This is a genomic window from Catellatospora aurea, from assembly GCF_042663325.1.
GTDB lineage: Bacteria > Actinomycetota > Actinomycetes > Mycobacteriales > Micromonosporaceae > Catellatospora > Catellatospora aurea.
In genome coordinates, this window is sequence record NZ_JBHTAC010000052.1 from 1 (window position 1) to 17,481 (window position 17,481).

9 protein-coding genes and 2 pseudogenes are annotated in these 17,481 nt (G+C 67.7%); 6 read left to right on the plus strand and 5 right to left on the minus strand.

All coding sequences use genetic code 11. The features are described 5' to 3' along the window. Positions 1-142: 142 nt before the first annotated feature. Positions 143-282 (minus strand): annotated as a pseudogene (locus ACFQO7_RS32460) (short-chain dehydrogenase); the annotation flags it as partial. A 198-nt stretch (positions 283-480) separates the two neighbouring features. Here ACFQO7_RS32460 and ACFQO7_RS32465 point away from each other — a divergent pair. Both ACFQO7_RS32465 and ACFQO7_RS32470 read left to right on the plus strand, forming a co-directional pair. Then, entirely contained in the window at positions 481-1,128 is a 648-nt protein-coding gene (locus ACFQO7_RS32465; protein ID WP_376809966.1) for an RNA polymerase sigma factor, read from the plus strand. Between the two features lie 67 nt (positions 1,129-1,195). Beyond that, positions 1,196-2,062, plus strand: coding sequence for a hypothetical protein (locus ACFQO7_RS32470; protein ID WP_376809967.1), 867 nt, complete (start codon positions 1,196-1,198; stop codon positions 2,060-2,062). Positions 2,063-2,333: 271 nt separating this feature from the next. Here ACFQO7_RS32470 and ACFQO7_RS32475 read toward each other — a convergent pair whose 3' ends face one another. The 4 genes and pseudogenes from ACFQO7_RS32475 to ACFQO7_RS32490 form a co-directional block, all read right to left on the minus strand. Next, complete coding sequence (locus ACFQO7_RS32475; RefSeq protein ID WP_376809968.1) at positions 2,334-2,702, minus strand: hypothetical protein; 369 nt, start codon at positions 2,700-2,702, stop codon at positions 2,334-2,336. 803 nt (positions 2,703-3,505) lie between these two features. Further along, a pseudogene (locus tag ACFQO7_RS32480) lies at positions 3,506-4,218 on the minus strand (IS256 family transposase). Positions 4,219-4,931: 713 nt separating this feature from the next. After that, positions 4,932-6,212 (minus strand): ricin-type beta-trefoil lectin domain protein, encoded by a 1,281-nt coding sequence (locus ACFQO7_RS32485; protein ID WP_376809969.1) that lies wholly within the window; start codon positions 6,210-6,212, stop codon positions 4,932-4,934. A 545-nt stretch (positions 6,213-6,757) separates the two neighbouring features. Beyond that, entirely contained in the window at positions 6,758-7,150 is a 393-nt protein-coding gene (locus ACFQO7_RS32490; protein ID WP_376809970.1) for a hypothetical protein, read from the minus strand. 383 nt (positions 7,151-7,533) lie between these two features. Here ACFQO7_RS32490 and ACFQO7_RS32495 point away from each other — a divergent pair, with 383 nt between their 5' ends. The 4 genes from ACFQO7_RS32495 (at position 7,534) to ACFQO7_RS32510 (ending at position 17,375) form a co-directional block, all read left to right on the plus strand. Then, a complete protein-coding gene (locus tag ACFQO7_RS32495; RefSeq protein ID WP_376809971.1) occupies positions 7,534-9,075 on the plus strand; it encodes an RHS repeat domain-containing protein in 1,542 nt (513 codons plus the stop codon). A gap of 17 nt (positions 9,076-9,092) precedes the next feature. After that, positions 9,093-9,932, plus strand: coding sequence for a hypothetical protein (locus ACFQO7_RS32500; RefSeq protein WP_376809972.1), 840 nt, complete (start codon positions 9,093-9,095; stop codon positions 9,930-9,932). A gap of 781 nt (positions 9,933-10,713) precedes the next feature. Beyond that, on the plus strand, positions 10,714-16,788 hold the full coding sequence (locus tag ACFQO7_RS32505) for an RHS repeat-associated core domain-containing protein (RefSeq protein ID WP_376809973.1): 6,075 nt from the start codon (positions 10,714-10,716) through the stop codon (positions 16,786-16,788). Further along, complete coding sequence (locus ACFQO7_RS32510) at positions 16,779-17,375, plus strand: hypothetical protein (RefSeq protein WP_376809974.1); 597 nt, start codon at positions 16,779-16,781, stop codon at positions 17,373-17,375. Before ACFQO7_RS32505 ends, ACFQO7_RS32510 begins: the two co-directional genes overlap by 10 nt. Positions 17,376-17,481 lie beyond the last annotated feature (106 nt).

The window sequence follows — 17,481 nt, forward strand, 5'->3', positions numbered from 1 at the left end:
GCGGCTGGTTCAACGGCTACGTGATCAACAAGGAGTCGTTCGAGGACCTCAACGACACGTCGAAGCTGATGTTCAAGGCGGCGTCGGTCGACAAGCTGGGCGAGTTCGTCCTGGTCCACCCGGAGATCGTGAACAAGAAGCCCTAGCGGTATCCGGTGACGTCGGCGGGCTTGCCCGGGTCCTGGACCTCGACGAGGTAGCGCCAGCAGTCGGGCGGCTGCCGTCGAGGTCGGTGAACCCGTACTCCCGGGCCAGCTGCCCGCTGGACACCGACTGCCCGTTCGGCTGCCACTCGCAGGATGCGTCGTCAGGGTGACCCTGTCCCCGCCGTGGCATCGTCACGCTCCGTGCCGGTGTCGAAGGGCTCAGAAGTTGTGCCGGTGCGCCGACAAGCGGCGCCGAGCCCGGAAATCGGGGATCGTTACCGTTCCGTGACTATTTCGCGGGAAGTATGTGCAGGTCAGCAGACACGTTCCTGTTGTGGGTGCTCATCAGGAACTGAATGACCAAGAGCTGTGGCTCCGGGCACAGTCGGGCGACGCGAGTTCGTTCGGGCTGCTCTACGAGCGCCACTTCCCGACGGTGTACAACTTCTGCTTCCGGCGGACCGCAGAGGTCGCCGCGGCGGAGGATCTGGCATCTGTGGTGTTCGTCGAGGCGTGGCGGGGCATGACCGGGACGGCACTGCTGCAGCCGAGCGTGCTGCCATGGCTGCTGGGTATCGCGCACAACCTGCTACGCAACCAGTGGCGCGCGGCTCGACGCAGGAAAGCGGCCCTTGCCCGGCTTCCCCCGCTTGGCGACACGCCGGATCACGCCGACAAAGTGGTCGAGAAGCTGGACGCCGAACAGCGTATGCGCGCAGTCCGTGCGGCGCTCGCACGGTTGCCGCGTCGCGAACAGGAGGTGATCGAGTTGTGTGTGTGGGCGGGCCTGTCGGCGCCGGAGGCCGCCGACGTATTGGGAGTCGCGGTGGGCACGATCCACTCGCGGATGCATCGCGGACGGGCCAGATTGCAGTCCCTGATTCGGGAAGCGCCGTCAACCAGCGGCCATGAATACGGCAGGAGCACAACGGTGCTCCTGCCGAAGGCGGATGTGATGGAGGTTAGTGATGGCAGAGCATGACGTCTGGTCTCCGCCCAGCGCTCCTGCGCTGTCCGCCGACCGGCGGACGTCTCGCAGAGAGCAGGTCATGGCAATGATCCAAGAGGATCAGGTAGCGGTCGCCACGCCCGTCAAGGCACCGCACCGGCGGCGTCGCGTATTCCTGGCGGTCCCCGCGATGGGGGCGGTGGTGGCGGTCGCTGCGCTCGTCGTGTCAGGAATGTCCGGCCCGGGAGCCGATCCCCAGGGGCCGGGCGGTTCCGTTGCGGGCATGGAGACGGCGAACATGCGGCTTGTCGCCGCCATCACGGCGACCGAGCAGAGCAGCTACAAGGTTCGGACCGTCTCCAAGCTCGCCTACGAGCCGGGGAAGTTCAACATCTGGAGAAACACCGCCTGGTTTGACCCGGCTACCCGCAGCGCCGCTGTCAACCCCGAGGTCATCGAAGGCTTGGTGGGCCAGCAGGAGCGCCTGGTGGACGGAGATCTCTACATTTGCACTGTCGGCGACGGTTGTGAGAAGAAGCCGGGCAAGCACGATGGGCTCACCTATGAATACGCTCTGAACGGCAAGCTGGGCGGCGCAGCAAGCCTGATGAGCTTGCTGGACGTCCTGCGTGAAGCGGATGCCAAGATCACCGAGGACGGGAACAAGTATCACTTTGAGGTGACGGTGAAGTCAACGCGTGCCGGCACGAACCCTCCGCAGGTGATGCTCGAGACCTTGACCGGCGACATCACCATCGACGCAGACAAGAGAATCGCCAGCGTGGCATACGAGCGGGTGCTCGACTCAGAGAAGCCGGGCTGGGAGGCGACCAGCTACAACGTTGTGGCCACCTTCTCCGACTACGGCAAGGTGACCATCGAACGCCCGGCCCCGAACGAGTGGGTGTGCGCGAATCCGGATGCGTGTCGGGCCCTGGCCGACGAGGTGGGCCGAAAGTGGCTGTGACGTTGGCGCACGTAGATCGATAACGCGGTGCCCGACGGGATGGCCGGATAGCTGAGTGCCGGCCCGGATCCAGGTCCGGGCCGGCACTCAGCGTCGGCGTCCGTCGTTGGGCAATAGCCTCGCAAGAGGTGCATCGACAGCATTGGAGCCAGCCGTCGGCACCGCGAGGGGTTACGCGGAGTCCGGGCCGAGATCCTCGACACCGTGGCAAGCGATCAGGAGGTCAGTGCGACGCTTGTGGTGCGCATGTATGGTTCCGGCTCTCGGTACGTCAGGCCGATTCGGTTGGGCGCAGCCGGAACCACAGCACGCGGGAGTCCTTGGCAACCCCGAACGCGAAGGTCGGGGCGTCGTAGGCCCACGCACTCTGCCAGGCGCTGATCGGCGACTCCGGGTCGATCCACCGCATGGTCCCGTACTCGCGCAGGTCGGGCAGTTCGTAGGTCATCAGCGAACCGCCCAGCACGGCGAGGGTGGAGCCGTCCGGGGTCGTGACCCACGGCCCGAGGCGCCTGCGCTCGTCAAGCGTGATGATGCCGTCCGCGTCGCCGACAAGCCGGCTGTTGTCGACCAGGTCGTAGATGTACACCCCGAACTGGTTGTGTCCCGTCGCGACCAGGAACCGGTCGTCAGGGGTCACTAGAACCTGGCCTCCCTGCGGAGCCGGTGCCGCCCAGCGTCGCATCTCCGTACCGTCGATGGCGTCATAACAGACGACGGTCCCCTCGACGGTGCCGTACACGTAAAGACGGGTGCCGTCGCGGGAGAACGTGGCCCGCACGTCGCGGCCCGGCAGCGCGAAACGCAGCGCTCCGGAGGCGGAGTCGTCACGTCGACACCCTGGCCGAGCACCGCGAAGGAGTCGGCCGCAGCGTCCCGGACGATACCGTGATGTCTCGTGAACGGGGGGTATCGGCGCAGCTCACGCCCCGGACCTGGTTCGTCGAGCCGGACCCGGTACAGGAAGCTGTCGGTAAGTGACGTGTACGGCTTGGCGAGGTAGACGAGTTCCGAAGGTCCGAGGAAGGCGACACCGGGGCTGAGGTGGTGCTCGGTCAGGCTCCACGACGCCACCGAGGTGCCGTCCGCGGTACGCAGGACGTGGACGATCGGTTCGTCGCCTGCGTCAGGTGCGACGCCGCAGGCGAGGAGGGCCCCGTCGTTGCTCAGGTCCAGGTCCCACGGTCCTGACGCGTGAACGGCCTCGCAGTGGGCACCGTCGGGTGTCCATCGAGCCGTCATCTCACACCTCCCAGGTTTGGCAGCCCAGCCTCGCTGGCGGACAGGTCACCGGCCTGAGATGTGGCGTTCCGCGCGATGTTCCCCCACGGCCTGCCCACTCCCGCGATCCTCCGACGAGGTAGATCACGGCGTACGAACTCGCACGGTTTAACCGGGACTGTTGGGTTCTTTGTGGGTGAGTTGCCGGTGTGATCGATATGGTTAGTTGTTGTTGATCCGGTCGCTGTAGGTCAGGGCGAAGGCGTTGAGGGCTTTCTTCGATCCGTAGATCCGCACGGACAGCAGGTTGCTGCCGTTGCGGCTCTTCTCCCGCAGGACCAGGTACAGCACTTTCAACGCGGCCTGCTCGGTCGGGAAATGACCGCGTCGGCGGGTTGCCTGCCGGAACCGGGAGTTGAGGCTCTCGACCATGTTCGTCGAGTAGATGACCTTGCGGATCTCCTGGTCGTAGTCCAGGAACGGGATGAACCGCGGCCATGCCTCGCGCCAGGGCCGGATCACCGCGGGGTGCTTGTCACCCCATTTGTCGGTGAACTCCTCCAGTTGGGCCTCGGCCGCGGCCAGGGTGGCCGCGGTGTAGATCGCCCGTAATTCCACAATGAGGTGCTGCCAGTACTTGCGGCTGGTTAGCGCAGCGTGCCGCGCACCAGGTGGATCACGCACGTCTGGTGGATCGTAGCCGGCCAGGTCGCCTCGATCGCCTCGCTCATGCCCTTGAGCCCGTCGGTGCAGACGATCAACACGTCGGCCACGCCACGGTTGCGTAGCTCGGTCAGGTACGACAGCCACTGCTTGGCGCCCTCGCCGCCGGTGCCGACCCACAGCCCGAGCACGTCGCGTTCGCCGTCGAGGTTGACCCCGACCGCGACGTAGACCGGCCGGTTGGCCACCGCACCGTCCCTGACCTTGATCACGATCGCGTCGAGACCAGCCGGATCGCCCTTCGTAACCCAGGTGATCGGACAGCTCCGTCTCCAGGGCGGTCTCCAGCCCCCCGGCGAGTGATCCCCGCCAGCAGCCCACCCGGGCCGACCAGCTTCAACCCGTCGGCCCTGGCCTGCGCCAGCAGTTCCTCGGCTAAGCGCTGATCCGCACGCACCGCCATCACTGACCCGACGATCGGCCCCTCAGCTGTCGCGAGCTCCTGGGCGATCTCTTCCTTCGACATCCGGTGATCCCTTCCGAACCAGACCCTTGCCTGGTTCAACAGGCCACGCCGGACTCACCCACAAGATTAATTGCAGGCCCAAGAAGATCGACGTGTTGGGCGTGGCCGGCTGTGTTTGCGAGGTCGTCAGCCTCAGTTGGGTACGCGCGGCCGGACGGCAGGAGCGGTGATACCTGCTCCCTGAACTGCTGATATGTGGTTCGGATGCTGCAGGGTATGGTCCACCACTGGACATATGCTGTTATGTCCGAATGTATCGACTGGCCTGGCTCGTTGAGCTAGGCCTTTCGTGTTCAGGAGGGGTTCGACCACCGTGTCACCGACGCCATCGCTGCCGCTTCGTGCGTCTGGTCGCGCGCGGACGAGGTAGGGACAGCGATCCCGGAATGGGTGGGAATCCCTGGTCGGAATTCCCACCCCCGGATTCTGTGATCGCCGACTCGTGCGCTCAGTTGCGGGTCATGATCGTGTCCAGCGCTGATTGCTGCCGCCGTGGCATGTCCACAGCACCACGGCCGTGCCGTTGCCGGTGCCCGCGCCGGTCACGTCCAGGCAGAGGCCGGACTGAACGCCGGTGATGGTGCCGTCGGAGTTGAGCCGCCACTGCTGGTTGGCTCCGCCGTGACAGGTCCAGATCTGGAGCCGGGTCCCGGTGGCGGTGCCCGCGGCATCGAGGCACTTGTTGCCGTAGACGGTCAGCTGGTTGCTGGATGTCGCTGTCCAGGTTTGGTTGGTGCCACCATTGCAGTCCCAAATCTGCGTGAGCGCCCCGTCGGACTGGCTGCGCCCGTTGACATCCAGGCAACGGTTCGATGCGACGCCGCGGAGTGGACCGGTGGAGCCAGGTGGTGGGCTGCTCGGCGGTGGGCTGCTGGGCGGCGGGCTGCTCGGCGGGGTGTCGAGGGTGAGGTTCTTCTGCAGCACCTGCCACTGGGTACGGCACAGCCCGCAGTTGGAGCCGACGAAGTTGCTGCCGGCGGAGATGTCGCCCTTCAGGCGCCACTTGAGGTAGAGCACCGCGACGCGGCCGAACTCGCCGCCGTTGGTCTGGCCGTAGGTGCCACCGTGTCCGACGTTGAGATTGCCCATGAACGCGGGTAGGCCGGACGGCAACTTGCCCCAGTCGTCCATGGCGTTGCCGTAGGCGATGTCGCCGGGTCCGCCGATGAAGTAGGCGATCGGCGCGGTCAGTCGCCGCAGCTGGTAGTCATCGGCGTCGTTGAGCAACCCGCTGCTGAAGATGGCGACGGTGGTGACCCGTGGGTCGTTGTCGACGGCGTACGCCTCCAGGCCGCCGCACGAGAAGCCGGCCACGGCGATCTTCGAAGTGTCGATCTTTCCGTAGTACTTGCCGCCCTGCCGACTGTTCTCCGCCACGACCCAATCCATGGACGCCGTGTGCATCGACGAGTTGGTGCTGCCCGATCCACCGGGAGCGCCGTTGGCGATGGCCAGGAAGCCGTGCGAGGCGATCTCGCGCAGGAAGTTCTGCTGGTCCAGGCCGTTGCCGGAGCAGCCGCCATTTCCCCAGACGAACACGGGCATGCGTTCGCTCGGCAGGGCCTGCGGGCGGTAGATGGTGTGGTTGGGCAGGGTGCTCGAAGTCTCGTAGTCGGCCGGGTACGGGCCGGATCCGCCGACCGCGGCATCTGCCGGGGTCGGATCGAACGCCATGATCGCGGTCGTGGCTGCGATGACTACTGCCGCCAGTCCGGCGCTGACCGTTGTTCGTTTTCTCATTCCACCCTCCAAGGGCGTGGCGGTGGGGCGCTTCCTCGGGCATGACGCATCGACGGCTGCGACGGCGGTCGGCGTGCAGTCGTGCTCAGGCCGAGCTGGCCGGCGACGGGGGTGAAGAGGCCGATCTCTCGGCTACGCCGGCCTCAGGTCAGGGGCCCGGTGGGAACAGTGTGCACTTACTATCACTGGAGTAACGAAAAGTGTCAATGTTCAATCGGGACTGCCCAGCTCCGGTCAAGTGCCCGCGCTCGACGCCCACACCGTTCCTGCTGCGGGCCTGTGACGACCGGCAGGACCGCACCGGGCCGCCCCAGCGAACAGCTGCGCTCCGGGCGGAATTCGGCGACCTGTCACCGCCCGAGCCCGATCAGCGCTGGCAAGACTGGCTGGGCGACCTCGCGCAGCGGCATGACCGGCTGCGCACATCTGCCGCATGCCATGCGGCCCATGTCAATGAGCAAGACTGTTTGCGGTCAGCGCTGATCGGATTTGACGGCCGGTGCCAGTGGCCGGGGCCACTGGCACCGCTGCGCGTCCGACACGGGTCAGAGCTTGGTCGGGTAGCGATAGCCCTGGTCGTAGAGTTGCTTGCGGTAGGCCGCGTTGCTGTCCCAGTTGTTGGGGTACGCCTGCTTGCTGTACGCGGGTGTCAGGGCGACCAACCACGCCGGGGTCGGAGCATCCGTTCCCTTGAAGCCCGGGATGAAGACCTTGCCGCTGGAATGGGGTTTGCCGCTCTCAACGTGCACGTGCGCCTGCACGATGTAGCGCCACCCGTTGAGCACCACCTCGTAGCTGTAGCAGAACGAGCCGTCGAAGCTGTAGTTCTTGTCCAGCGAGTCGTAGTAGTGCAGCAGGCTGTGCGTGGGCTGGGCGGCGTCCCAGGCGGCGAAGACCTCCTGGAAGGTGTTCGGGGGCTGGGCATTGGAGCTGGTCACGATGTCCTCCTCGTCGGTGCGCCGTTCGGTGACGGCTTACGTAAGGGACAGATGGCGTGGCGGTGCCCGCGGATACCTCCCGTCGGTTTCCCGACGTCCTGCCTCGCCCGGGTGACCTGGCCAATGTGCGGTCGGGCACCGAGACCGCTTCCCGAGAACCTCCGGGCGGCTCAAGGCCAAGCCGCTACACGGTCGCCTCCGGCGAGCCTTGTCCTGCCCGGAGAACCTCGGGCAGAGACGAACCTGCCGACCGAGGAGATCCCGCAGCGCCGCGTTGGTGAGGCGTGACTCCGTGCCGCCTAAGGGCAGCGGACCTGGCGCTTGGCTGTTCGCCTTTCGAGGCGATCGCGTCACCGTCGCGATCGCCTCGACGGAGGCGCACCGTGGCAAGCTGGGACATCAAACCGGCCGAGCACCGTCAGACGTGGGAAATCACGCCGTTCACCAACGTCGGACCGTTGAGTTTCGGAAGCAGCCCTGAACAGGTGCGCCATGCACTCGATGCGTCGTCCCCGCCCTGGCTGTTTCGCAGCCCTGTGACCTGCGACTCCCTGCCCATCCGCACACGGTCACGTTCGCTGCCCTACCGCCACAAAGCGGACCGGGATCGCAGACTGTGCAGCAGTCGAGCAGGCAGCCACGATCGTGAGATCTACCTGCCTGGCATGGAGCTGTCCGTCAACGGCACGACCGTGTCCGGAACCAGGTACTACGCGTTCGCGGGCAGAACGGTTGCGATCAGGACACCGGCCGGCATCTCGTTCGAGGCGGCGGACCATCACCGCACCGGCACGTGTGCGATCGACACCAGCACGGGTGCGATCACTTGGCGGCGCACCACACCATACGGCGGCAGCAGGGGAACTCCGCCCGCGGCGTGGCCCCATCAGAAGGGGTTCATCGGCGGCACGCAAGATCCCACCGGTATGACCCATCTGGGCGCACGCGAGTACGACCCGGGCATCGGCCGGTTCGTGTCCGTGGATCCGATCATCGACATGCAGGACCCCCAGCAGATGCAGGGCTACTCCTACGCACTCAACAGCCCGCTCGTCCTCAGCGATCCAGACGGCCGGAGGCCCATCGACGAAATGGGCATTCCGTGCACGAAGGCGGAGGGGAGCTCGAGCGCGCACGGCGTGGCGGTGGCTCTGCGAGTCGCATACCTCCAGATGGCGTTTCCTCACGCCGTCATCTCGTCGGATCCCATGGACACCCGGCACGGCCCCGACATCGTCTGCTGGGACTGCGTTCCCGATCAGGTCTGGGTCTGGGAGGTCAAGTCGGGATACAGCGGTGACCCCTCGGGCACCTACGAAGCCGACAAGGATCTGTTCGGTCATATGCTGTATGCGCAAAACGCTCCGCTGGGCGATGGAAAGGATGTCGTGCGCGGTCCCATGTCGGCGTTCGGCCCGGTTCCACCGAACGCGATGAGCGGGGTCAACCCCATGAACGAGAGGCAGGTCGTCACCGTGCGCTCGGTTGTCGACGGCGTCGAGCTGTACGACGTGAAGGAGTATCAGGACGAAGAGGCGGTTCCCGGCGGCAAGAAGATGCTGAATGCCTCGCGCGCCGCGCTGAAGACGGCCCATCGCCTGAACGACGACTTCGACAAGCTCGACCAATCGCTTCGGAAGGGACGACGGTTCGACGAGGGCCGCACGCCCGGGCCGTCGTCCAGGGTCTGCTACCCCGTGCTGGACCCCGGGTACGCCGAGTCCGGCCCCGGAGATCTGATCGTTCTGACGGGAGGCATCTTCCTGCTCCTTGCCGGTGGTGCATGGCTGCTCGGCGGTGGCGCCGCGGCCGGTGCCGGCGCGGGGACGGCCGGAGCCGGAGCCGGCACCGGTGGCGTCGGTGCTGGTACAGGTGCCGGTGCAGGTGCCGGCAAGGTCGCCGGTGGCTGGGTTCTCGCGGCGTGATGCAGGAGTCGCCCCGAATGGGGCAGGCGCTGGTCCGGCTCGAGTCGTCGCAGGTTGCTGCGGCGGCTCGAGCCACCCGTGCGTGGTTTGAAAACGGTTGGCGCAGCCTGGGCGGGGAACTGCGCGACTGGCTCTCGGCTGATCCCGCCAGTCGGAGAGAGCTTGCTGGGACCTTCCCGCGCGGGGCAACGGTGGAGCTCTTCACCGCAGAGCCTGATGGCCGCTGGCCGGCCCAGGACGAACTCGCGCCTCAGGTGTGGCAGGATTTTCTCGACAAGCTCTGCCTCGCAGAGGGCGGGGCGCTCGGCGCTGCCGCGAACGTCCGCCCAGGTGGTGCGGAAGGCTCACAGGTCCGTCCGGGCGCGTACTTCGAAACAGACCAGTACTTCGAGATGGCCCGCTACCTCGTCGACGCGGGCGGGTCAGGTTATGTGACGCTTGCCTGCAAGAACGTCGCTGGCTGTCTGCTGACCTCGCGGGAACGGCAGACGGCACTCGCCGACACCGTTCTCGCGGCGGTGCAGTTGGTCGATCCCTGCTACGCGGAGGTCTCGCTGAAGGTCGATCCGACCGCGAGCGCGCTCGAGGCGGCCACGGGGCGGTTGGTGTCGCGAGCGCTGCAAGAGTCCCGCCGGTACCTGGCGGGCTACTCTTGGATCACCGTCGTGCCGCGCGAGATCGCGCAGCGCCTCGGCGGCGCGGCGGCAGCCACCCGGTCGGACCTGTTCCCTGAAGTGTCAGAGCTGCGGTCGGGCGCGTTGTGGCTGCGTACGACGCAGTGGCTCGATCAGTACGAGACGGCCGATGCGACCTCCCTCGCCGAGTTCTTCGGTCCGGTGCTGCCGCCGCGCAGGTAGCCGAGGATCCGGCGGGAGGGGCTCCGGCGAGGCGTCCGGTACCAGTGTGCCTGGCAGCCCGAACGGCCTTGGACCAGCCGCCGCTTCTCTTCGGCGGGCGAGCGTCCCGGTGACCTTCTCGATCGGAAGCCGGGCCGGTGCATCTTCGGGCTGGACTTCCGTGCGTACATGGTGAGGTACCTCACCATTTTGTTGACCGAGGACGGGCTATTCGCTTCCGGCGGCGACGTGACGCGAGAGGTCGACCCACGTCACTTCACGTGATTAATTGATCGACCCTGGTGCGCCGGCGAGCGGGCCGTGTCCGCGCATGATCGACCGGGGACAGCGCAGCCCGACGGATTGGCCTAGCGTGCCGCTCCAAGTGCTTTTTGGAGGGTACGAGGTGCGAGGTCCACTCCCGACCGGTCGACCGGATGTCGCCGGGCCGGGCTGCGTCTCCACTGAACCCGCCGATCAGCGCGACCGGTAACCGCGTATCGCGATGGCCGGTGCCCTGCGGGGTGCCGGCCATCTGTCGCATCCGTCGTCTCAGGCACGGGGAGTGTCGAACATGCCCAACATACCCAGATCATGGCCAAGCAGGCCACGCCGCGGCAGCGCCCGGAGGCTGGCGCTCGCGCTGGCAGCCGTGCTGGCGTTGACCCAACTGCAGGTTCTCGCACCGAGCCCTGCCTCGGCCGGCCAGGACAGGCCTGCGGTTCAGGAGCAGCCGAAGCCGGCTCAGGGGACGCCGCTGAAGTCGGAGGCGCCCGCTGCCGATCCGACGGCGGACAAGGTCATGGCCCGTGCCGATGCCGTGACCTGGCCGGTCGCGGGAGTGGCGGAGTTGCGAGCCGACGCCGTAAAGCCCGCGGCGGCGATCGTCGGCGGGCTGGAAGTGGAGGTGGCCCGTGCCGTCGGGCCGCCGGGAGCCGGGGTGTCGGCCCGTTCGGCGGCGCAGGTGCCCGAGCGTACGCGAGTGCAGGTGCTCGACCGCAGCGCGTCGCGCAATGTCGGGGTGGACGGCCCGGTCTTCAAGCTGTCGCGGGCGGACGGTGTCGCGGACGCCGGGGCGGTCGAGGTCACGGTGGGCTACGCGCCGTTCGCGCACGCGTACGGCGGTGACTGGGGTGCGCGGCTGCGCCTGGTGCGGCTGCCCGGCTGCGCGCTGAGCACTCCGGAACGGGCGGAATGCCGCAGGGCGACCCCCGTGGCCTCGGTCAACGACACCACCGCGCGCACGGTCACCGCGAGCGTCGACGCCGCAGGCGTCGCGTCGGGGGCGACGGTGCTGGCGATGAGCGCCGGTGACTCCTCCACCCAGGGCGACTACAAGGCCACGCAGTTGGCCCCGTCGTCGTCGTGGTCGACGTCGCTGCCCTCGGGCGGGTTCTCCTGGACGTATCCGATCACCACCCCTGCCGTCCCGGGCAACCTGGCGCCGCAGGTCGCCTTCGGCTACTCGTCGCAGACCGTCGACGGGCGCACCTCCGCCACCAACAACCAGGGCTCCTGGCTGGGGGAGGGGTTCAGCTACGAGCCGGGCTACATCGAGCGCCGGTACAAGCCGTGTTCCGACGACGGCCACGAGTCGTCAGGCGACCAGTGCTGGGCGTTCCACAACGGCTCGGTCATGCTGAGCGGCCATTCCGGCACCCTCGTCAAGATCGATAATGACACGTGGAAGCTGTCGAACGACGACGGCACCAAGGTCGAGCGCGTCACCGGCACCGTCAACGGCGACGACGACGGCGAGTACTGGAAGATCACCACCCCCGACGGCACGCGCTACTTCTTCGGGCTCGGCCGGCTGCCCGGCTGGACCGCCACGAAGGAGGAGACCGAGTCGACCTGGACGGCGCCCGTCTACGGCGACGACTCCGGCGAGCCGTGTCACAAGACCTCCGGATTCGCCGACTCCTACTGCGACCAGGCCTGGCGCTGGAACCTTGACTACGTCGTCGACGCGCACGGCAACGTCATCTCCTACTTCTACGACCGGGAGACGAACCACTTCGCCCGCGGCGGCCGCACGGACGTCAACGGCACGGCCTACCACCGGGCCGGCTACCTCGCGCGGATCGACTACGGGCAGCGCGACGGGCAGGTCTACACCACCCAGGCCCCGGCCCGGGTCGCCTTCACCACCGCCGAACGCTGCATCGCCGGTGGCAGCGTCGACTGCGACCCCGAGGACCTCAACGAGAACACCGCCGCCTCCTGGCCGGACGTCCCCGAGGACCGCATCTGCAAGCCGAACACGCACTGCGAGAGCAGCCAGTCGTCGCCGACCTTCTTCACCCGCAAACGCGTGACCAAGGTCCAGACGGAGATCCGCGTCAGCGGCGGCTGGTCGCCGGTGGACTCGTGGAACCTCGAACACGAGTTCAAGCTCAACGACGACGCGTCGCGCACGCTCTGGCTGAAGAAGATCACGCGCAGCGGCCACCGCGGCGGCGCCACCCTCAGCCTGCCCGCCACCGAGCTGGAGGGCGAGCAGCTGCCCAACCGGATCGTCAAGGACGGCGACAACCTGGGCCCGCTGATCCGCTACCGCCTGGCGACCATCAAGACCGACACCGGCTCGCAGATCACGGTCAACTACAAGGACCCCGACTGCGACAAGGACAACCTGCCCACGGCAGGGCACTCCACGCGGCGCTGCTACCCGGTGATCTGGAACCCGCTCGGCGGTGACGACGACGACCAGGTCACCGACTGGTTCCACACCTACGTCGTCGAGGACATCCGCGAGGACGACCTGCTCGGCGGCTCCGGCATCGAGGACATGGTCACCGCGTACGAGTACGTCGGCGACCCGGCGTGGCGCAAGTCCGCGCCCGACGGCATCACCAAGACCTCGGAGCTGACCTGGTCGGAGTGGCGCGGTTACGGCCAGGTGATCGTGCGTACCGGCAACGGGCAGGCCATGCCCGGGCGCACCGACCACTTCTTCATGCGTGGCATGAGCGGCGCGAAGCGCCCGGACGGCACCAGCCCGGCCGTGACGGTCAGCGACTCCACGGGGACCGCGCACACCGATCACGACGAGCTTTCCGGCCACGAATTGGAGACGATCGTCTACGACGGCGCCGAGGTGGTCACCAAGACGATCAACCGGCCGTGGCGCCACGTGACCAGGACGCAGACCGAGACCTGGGGCTCCAACGTCGCGGCCCTGATCAACACCGACGTCGTGCGCACCTTCACCGCCATGCCCGACGACGCGCAGGGCAACGCGGTCTGGCGCGAGACCAGGCTCGAGAGCACCTTCGACACGACCTGGGGCCGCCTGGTCAAGGTCGAGGACCTCGGCGTGGTCGGCTCCGGCCAGGACGCCGACGACCAGTGCATCCGCACCGAGTACGTCGACAACCCCGGCCTGTACCTGTACACGTACGTGTCGCGGGAGTGGGCGGTGTCGGTCCACTGCGGGGTCACCAACCCCGACCTGGCCCAGCACCTGATCTCCGACGTGCGCACCAGCTACGACCTCAAGGCGCGCAACGCCGCGCCCACGGCCGGCATCGCGACCCGCAACGAGATCCTCGACCGCTACGACGGCACGAACATCCACTACGTCACGGCGTCGGAGACGACGGCCGCCGACGGGTTCGGTCGGCCGACCGCGGTCCGGGACGCGTCCGGGCACACCAGCACGACCGAGTACACCGAGACCAACGGCCTGACCACCCAGACGAAGGTGACCAAGCCGCTGACCGCGCACGTGACGACCACCGTCTTCGGCGCGGAGTCGGGGCAGCCTGAACAGCTGATCGACGCCAACGGCAGGAAGACCGAGTTCGCCTTCGACGCGCTCGGCAGGCAGATCGCGATCTGGCAGCCGGACCGGGACCGGTCGCAGGGCGCGTCCCCGAGCCTGAAGTTCGGTTACCTGGTCCGCAAGGACAAGGCGACGGTGGTCACCACCGAGACGCTCGCCAACGACGGGACCTACCGCCCGCGGTACGAGCTCTTCGACGGCCTGCTACGGGTCCGGCAGACCCAGGTCCCCGGACCCGGCGGCTGGCTGGTGACCGACACGTTCTACGACGGCCGCGGCAACGCGTACAAGAACAACAGCGCGTACCTGGTCGCGGGCACCGGCGGCGACGTGCCGCTGGTGACGGCGGAGGGCTCCGTCAACGGCCAGACCGTCCAGGTCTACGACGGTGTGGGCCGGGTCGTCACGAGCACCTTCAAGGTGGCCGGGGACGCCCGCTGGGCCACCACGACGGTGTACGAGGGCAACCGCGTCCACGAGACACCGCCGGCCGGAGGCACGCCCACCACCACGGTGTACGACGCCCGCGGCAAGATCGTCGAGCTGCACCAGTACCACGGGGAAACGCCCACGGGCCCGGCCGACGTCACGAAGTACACGTACACGCCGGCGGGCTCGCTGAGCACGATCACCGACGCCCTGGACAACGTCTGGCGCTACCACTACAACAAGCGCCAGCTCCGGGAGCTCGTCGAGGACCCCGACTCGGGCGACACCAGCTACACCTACGACGCCGAGGGCCGGCTCACCTCGACCACCGACAGCCGCGGCGTCAAGCTGTCCTACCGGTACGACAACCTCGACCGCAAGACCGAACTCTGGCAGGGCGAACTCGACACCGGCGTCAAGCAGGCCGCCTGGGTGTATGACAACGCGGGCAACATTGGCCAGCTGCACTACAGCCAGCGTATCGCGGGCGGCCAGAACTACTTCGCCGTCAACGTCACCCGGGACAGCCTCTACCGGCCCACCAAGATCCGCTACACCTTCCCCAGCGGCGGCGTGGGCACCCTGCTGGGCAAGAGCTACGAGTTCACGACCGGCTACAACACCGACGGCACGGTCAGCTCGGTCGGCTTCCCCGAGGCGGGCGGCCTGTCCGCCGAGGCGGTCGCCACCACGTACGACAGCCTGTTGCGGCCGACGGCCCTCACCGGCAGCTCGACCTACGTCACCGCGACCCAGTACGAGACCACCGGCCAGCTCAAGCAGGCCGAGCTGTTCACCGGAGGCGCCGGCAAGAAGGCCTGGCTGACCTACGAGTACGAGCGCGGCACGGACCGCCTCAAGCGGTTCCGGGTCGACCGCCAGAGCGTCGGCGACATCGACCTCGACGCCCGCTACGACTACGACGCCGCAGGCAACGTCCTGTCCATCGCCGACACCCCGGCCAACGGCACCCGCGACGTCCAGTGCTTCGAGTACGACCGACCCCGCCGGCTCACCCGGGCCTGGTCCACCGCGTCCACCACCAACGTGTGCGCGGACGGGGTCGGGCAGACCGGGGTCGGGGGGCCGGCTCCGTACCACCACAGCTGGACGTTCGACAAGACCGGCAGCCGTGACACGGAGACCATCCACTCGACCACGGGCGGCGCCGACACCGAACGCGACTACACGTACCCGGCCCCCGGCAGCGGCCAGAACCAGCCGCACAGCCTGACCAGCGTCACCGAGAACGGCCCCAACGGCCAGCGGACCTACTCCTACACCTACGACAGCACCGGCAACACGGTCTGCCGCCCGAACAGCACCGCCACGAACAGCTGCGCCACCGGCTCACCGAGCGCCCATCAGGCACTGGCCTGGGACGCCGAGGGGCACCTGGCCAGCAGCACACCCGCCGGTGGGCTGGCCACGACCTACGTCTACGACGCCGACGGCAAGCGGATCGTCCGCAAGGAGCCGGGCGGCAAGACCACCCTCTACCTGCCCGGTACGGAGCTCGCGCTCAACGGGGGCACCGTCACCGGCACCCGGTACTACGACTTCGGCGGCAAGAACGTGGCCGTCCGCGGCACGGCCGGGGTGCACTTCCAGGCGACCGATCACCACGGCACGGCGGTCTGCAGCATCAACGCGGCCACCGGGGCGATCACCTGGCGGCGCACCACGCCGTACGGCGGCGCCCGGCAGACCCCGTCGGGACCCGTGCCGGACCAGCGCGGCTTCGTCGGCGGCACGCAGGACCCGACCGGCCTGACCCACCTCGGCGCCCGCGAGTACGACCCGGTGCTCGGGCGCTTCATCAGCGTCGACCCGGCGTTCGTCATCGAGGACCCGCGCCAGTACAACGCCTACCAGTACGCCGCCAACAACCCGGTCACCAGCTCCGACCCGGCCGGACTGTGGGTGCTGTTCGACGACGGCGACAGCACTCCGCCGCCGCCGGCGCTCCTCCACAAGCCGAAGCTGAACCGCGCTCTCATCCGGGTCGCCCAGAACGATCCGAACTTCGACCTGTGGTGGCTGCGGCTCGGCTTGGAGGCACTGGACGAGCGCCAGACGAAGGCTTTCTGGCTCCGATGGACCCGGACCGTGATCCTGACGACCGTGAAGGTCAGGATCAACGGGAAGCTCGAGACCCGGGGTATCGCCTTCGTCAGCAGCGACGGCCTGGACGAGGAGACCATCGAGGATCTGAAGGACAACGCGTTCTTCATCTACCAGGCGTCGCCGAAGTCAGGTCGCCTCAAGGACGGGCACGCGGAGGCGGCTGCGGCGTCACTGGCGAACGACGTGTCGCGGCAGGTGAAAGACCTCGGAGGTGAGATCGAGGAGGTGACGACCTACGTGGGTACCACCCGAACCTGCTCGGACGAATGCAGCGAAGACGGTCGGGAATTCCTTGACGATCTCGAAGGCACCAAGTTCAAGCTGAAGAAGAAGGACAGCTGGGGCAAGATCTTCGACACGGAGATCGACGGTGACATGATCGACGAGCTACGTCGGCGGCAGGGATACGAGCCGGGCAAGGGCGGGGCGCTTAAGGTCCTGGTCGGTGCCATCACCCAGGGCTGGCGGGGTGGCGGTGGCCGGGGCGGACCGTCGATCCGGGCGGGCGTCGAGGACGTGATCGGATGGGACTGACGATGCTACTCGGGGATCTGTCGCGGACGGCGCACAAGACGCTGAAAGCGTTGCCCTACCCGCATTACCTTGCCGCTGCCTGGATCATCACCCGGGAGCTGGAAGACCTCTACGGGCCGGCGACGCCGCAGGAGTGGCGGCCACTGGTCGACGACTCGCTCGGCACGCTGCGCGCTGCGGCTACACGAGGGGCGGAAGCGGTGACGGCGGAGGCGAACGCGCTCCTCTGGCGTTGGTGCGAGGCCATGGGCATCGACGTCGATGACCCCGACAACGCCCAACCGGTCGACTCGCCCGTGCGTTCCGGGCATACCAACCTGTGGTTCGCCTGGCTCGGGCTCATGGCCGAACTGGGCGGACAGGGCCCTCGGAACGAGGGGTTGGAGCCCACCATGCGGGCGGTGACCATGTACCACGACGGGGTGCAGCCGCTGGAACCCGTCACGGCCCAGTCGGCGGGCATGGTGTTCAGCGTGCGGATGCTGAACTCGTTCCTCCTGCTGGCGGAGTTGCTGGGCAGAATGCCCGAAGGCGAGCCGGTCGACCTCGACGGGCTGCGCGAGCGGGTGTTCCGGCAGCCGGTGTAACCGAACCATCCGGGTGGGGCGCGGGCCGTCGGCGGTCCGCGTCCCACTGGTGACAGGCCTCTGCGCAGAGATGTGCAGGGGCCTTTCGAGTCTGCTGTCCAATGTG

Excerpts from the sequence above, each read along its gene's own strand:
- ACFQO7_RS32505 (WP_376809973.1), top strand. The coding sequence starts at position 10,714 with ATGGCCCGTGCCGATGCCGTGACCTGGCCGGTCGCGGGAGTGGCGGAG.
- ACFQO7_RS32485 (WP_376809969.1), bottom strand. The coding sequence starts at position 6,212 with ATGAGAAAACGAACAACGGTCAGCGCCGGACTGGCGGCAGTAGTCATC.
- ACFQO7_RS32510 (WP_376809974.1), top strand. The coding sequence starts at position 16,779 with ATGGGACTGACGATGCTACTCGGGGATCTGTCGCGGACGGCGCACAAG.
- ACFQO7_RS32470 (WP_376809967.1), top strand. The coding sequence starts at position 1,196 with ATGGCAATGATCCAAGAGGATCAGGTAGCGGTCGCCACGCCCGTCAAG.
- ACFQO7_RS32500 (WP_376809972.1), top strand. The coding sequence starts at position 9,093 with ATGGGGCAGGCGCTGGTCCGGCTCGAGTCGTCGCAGGTTGCTGCGGCG.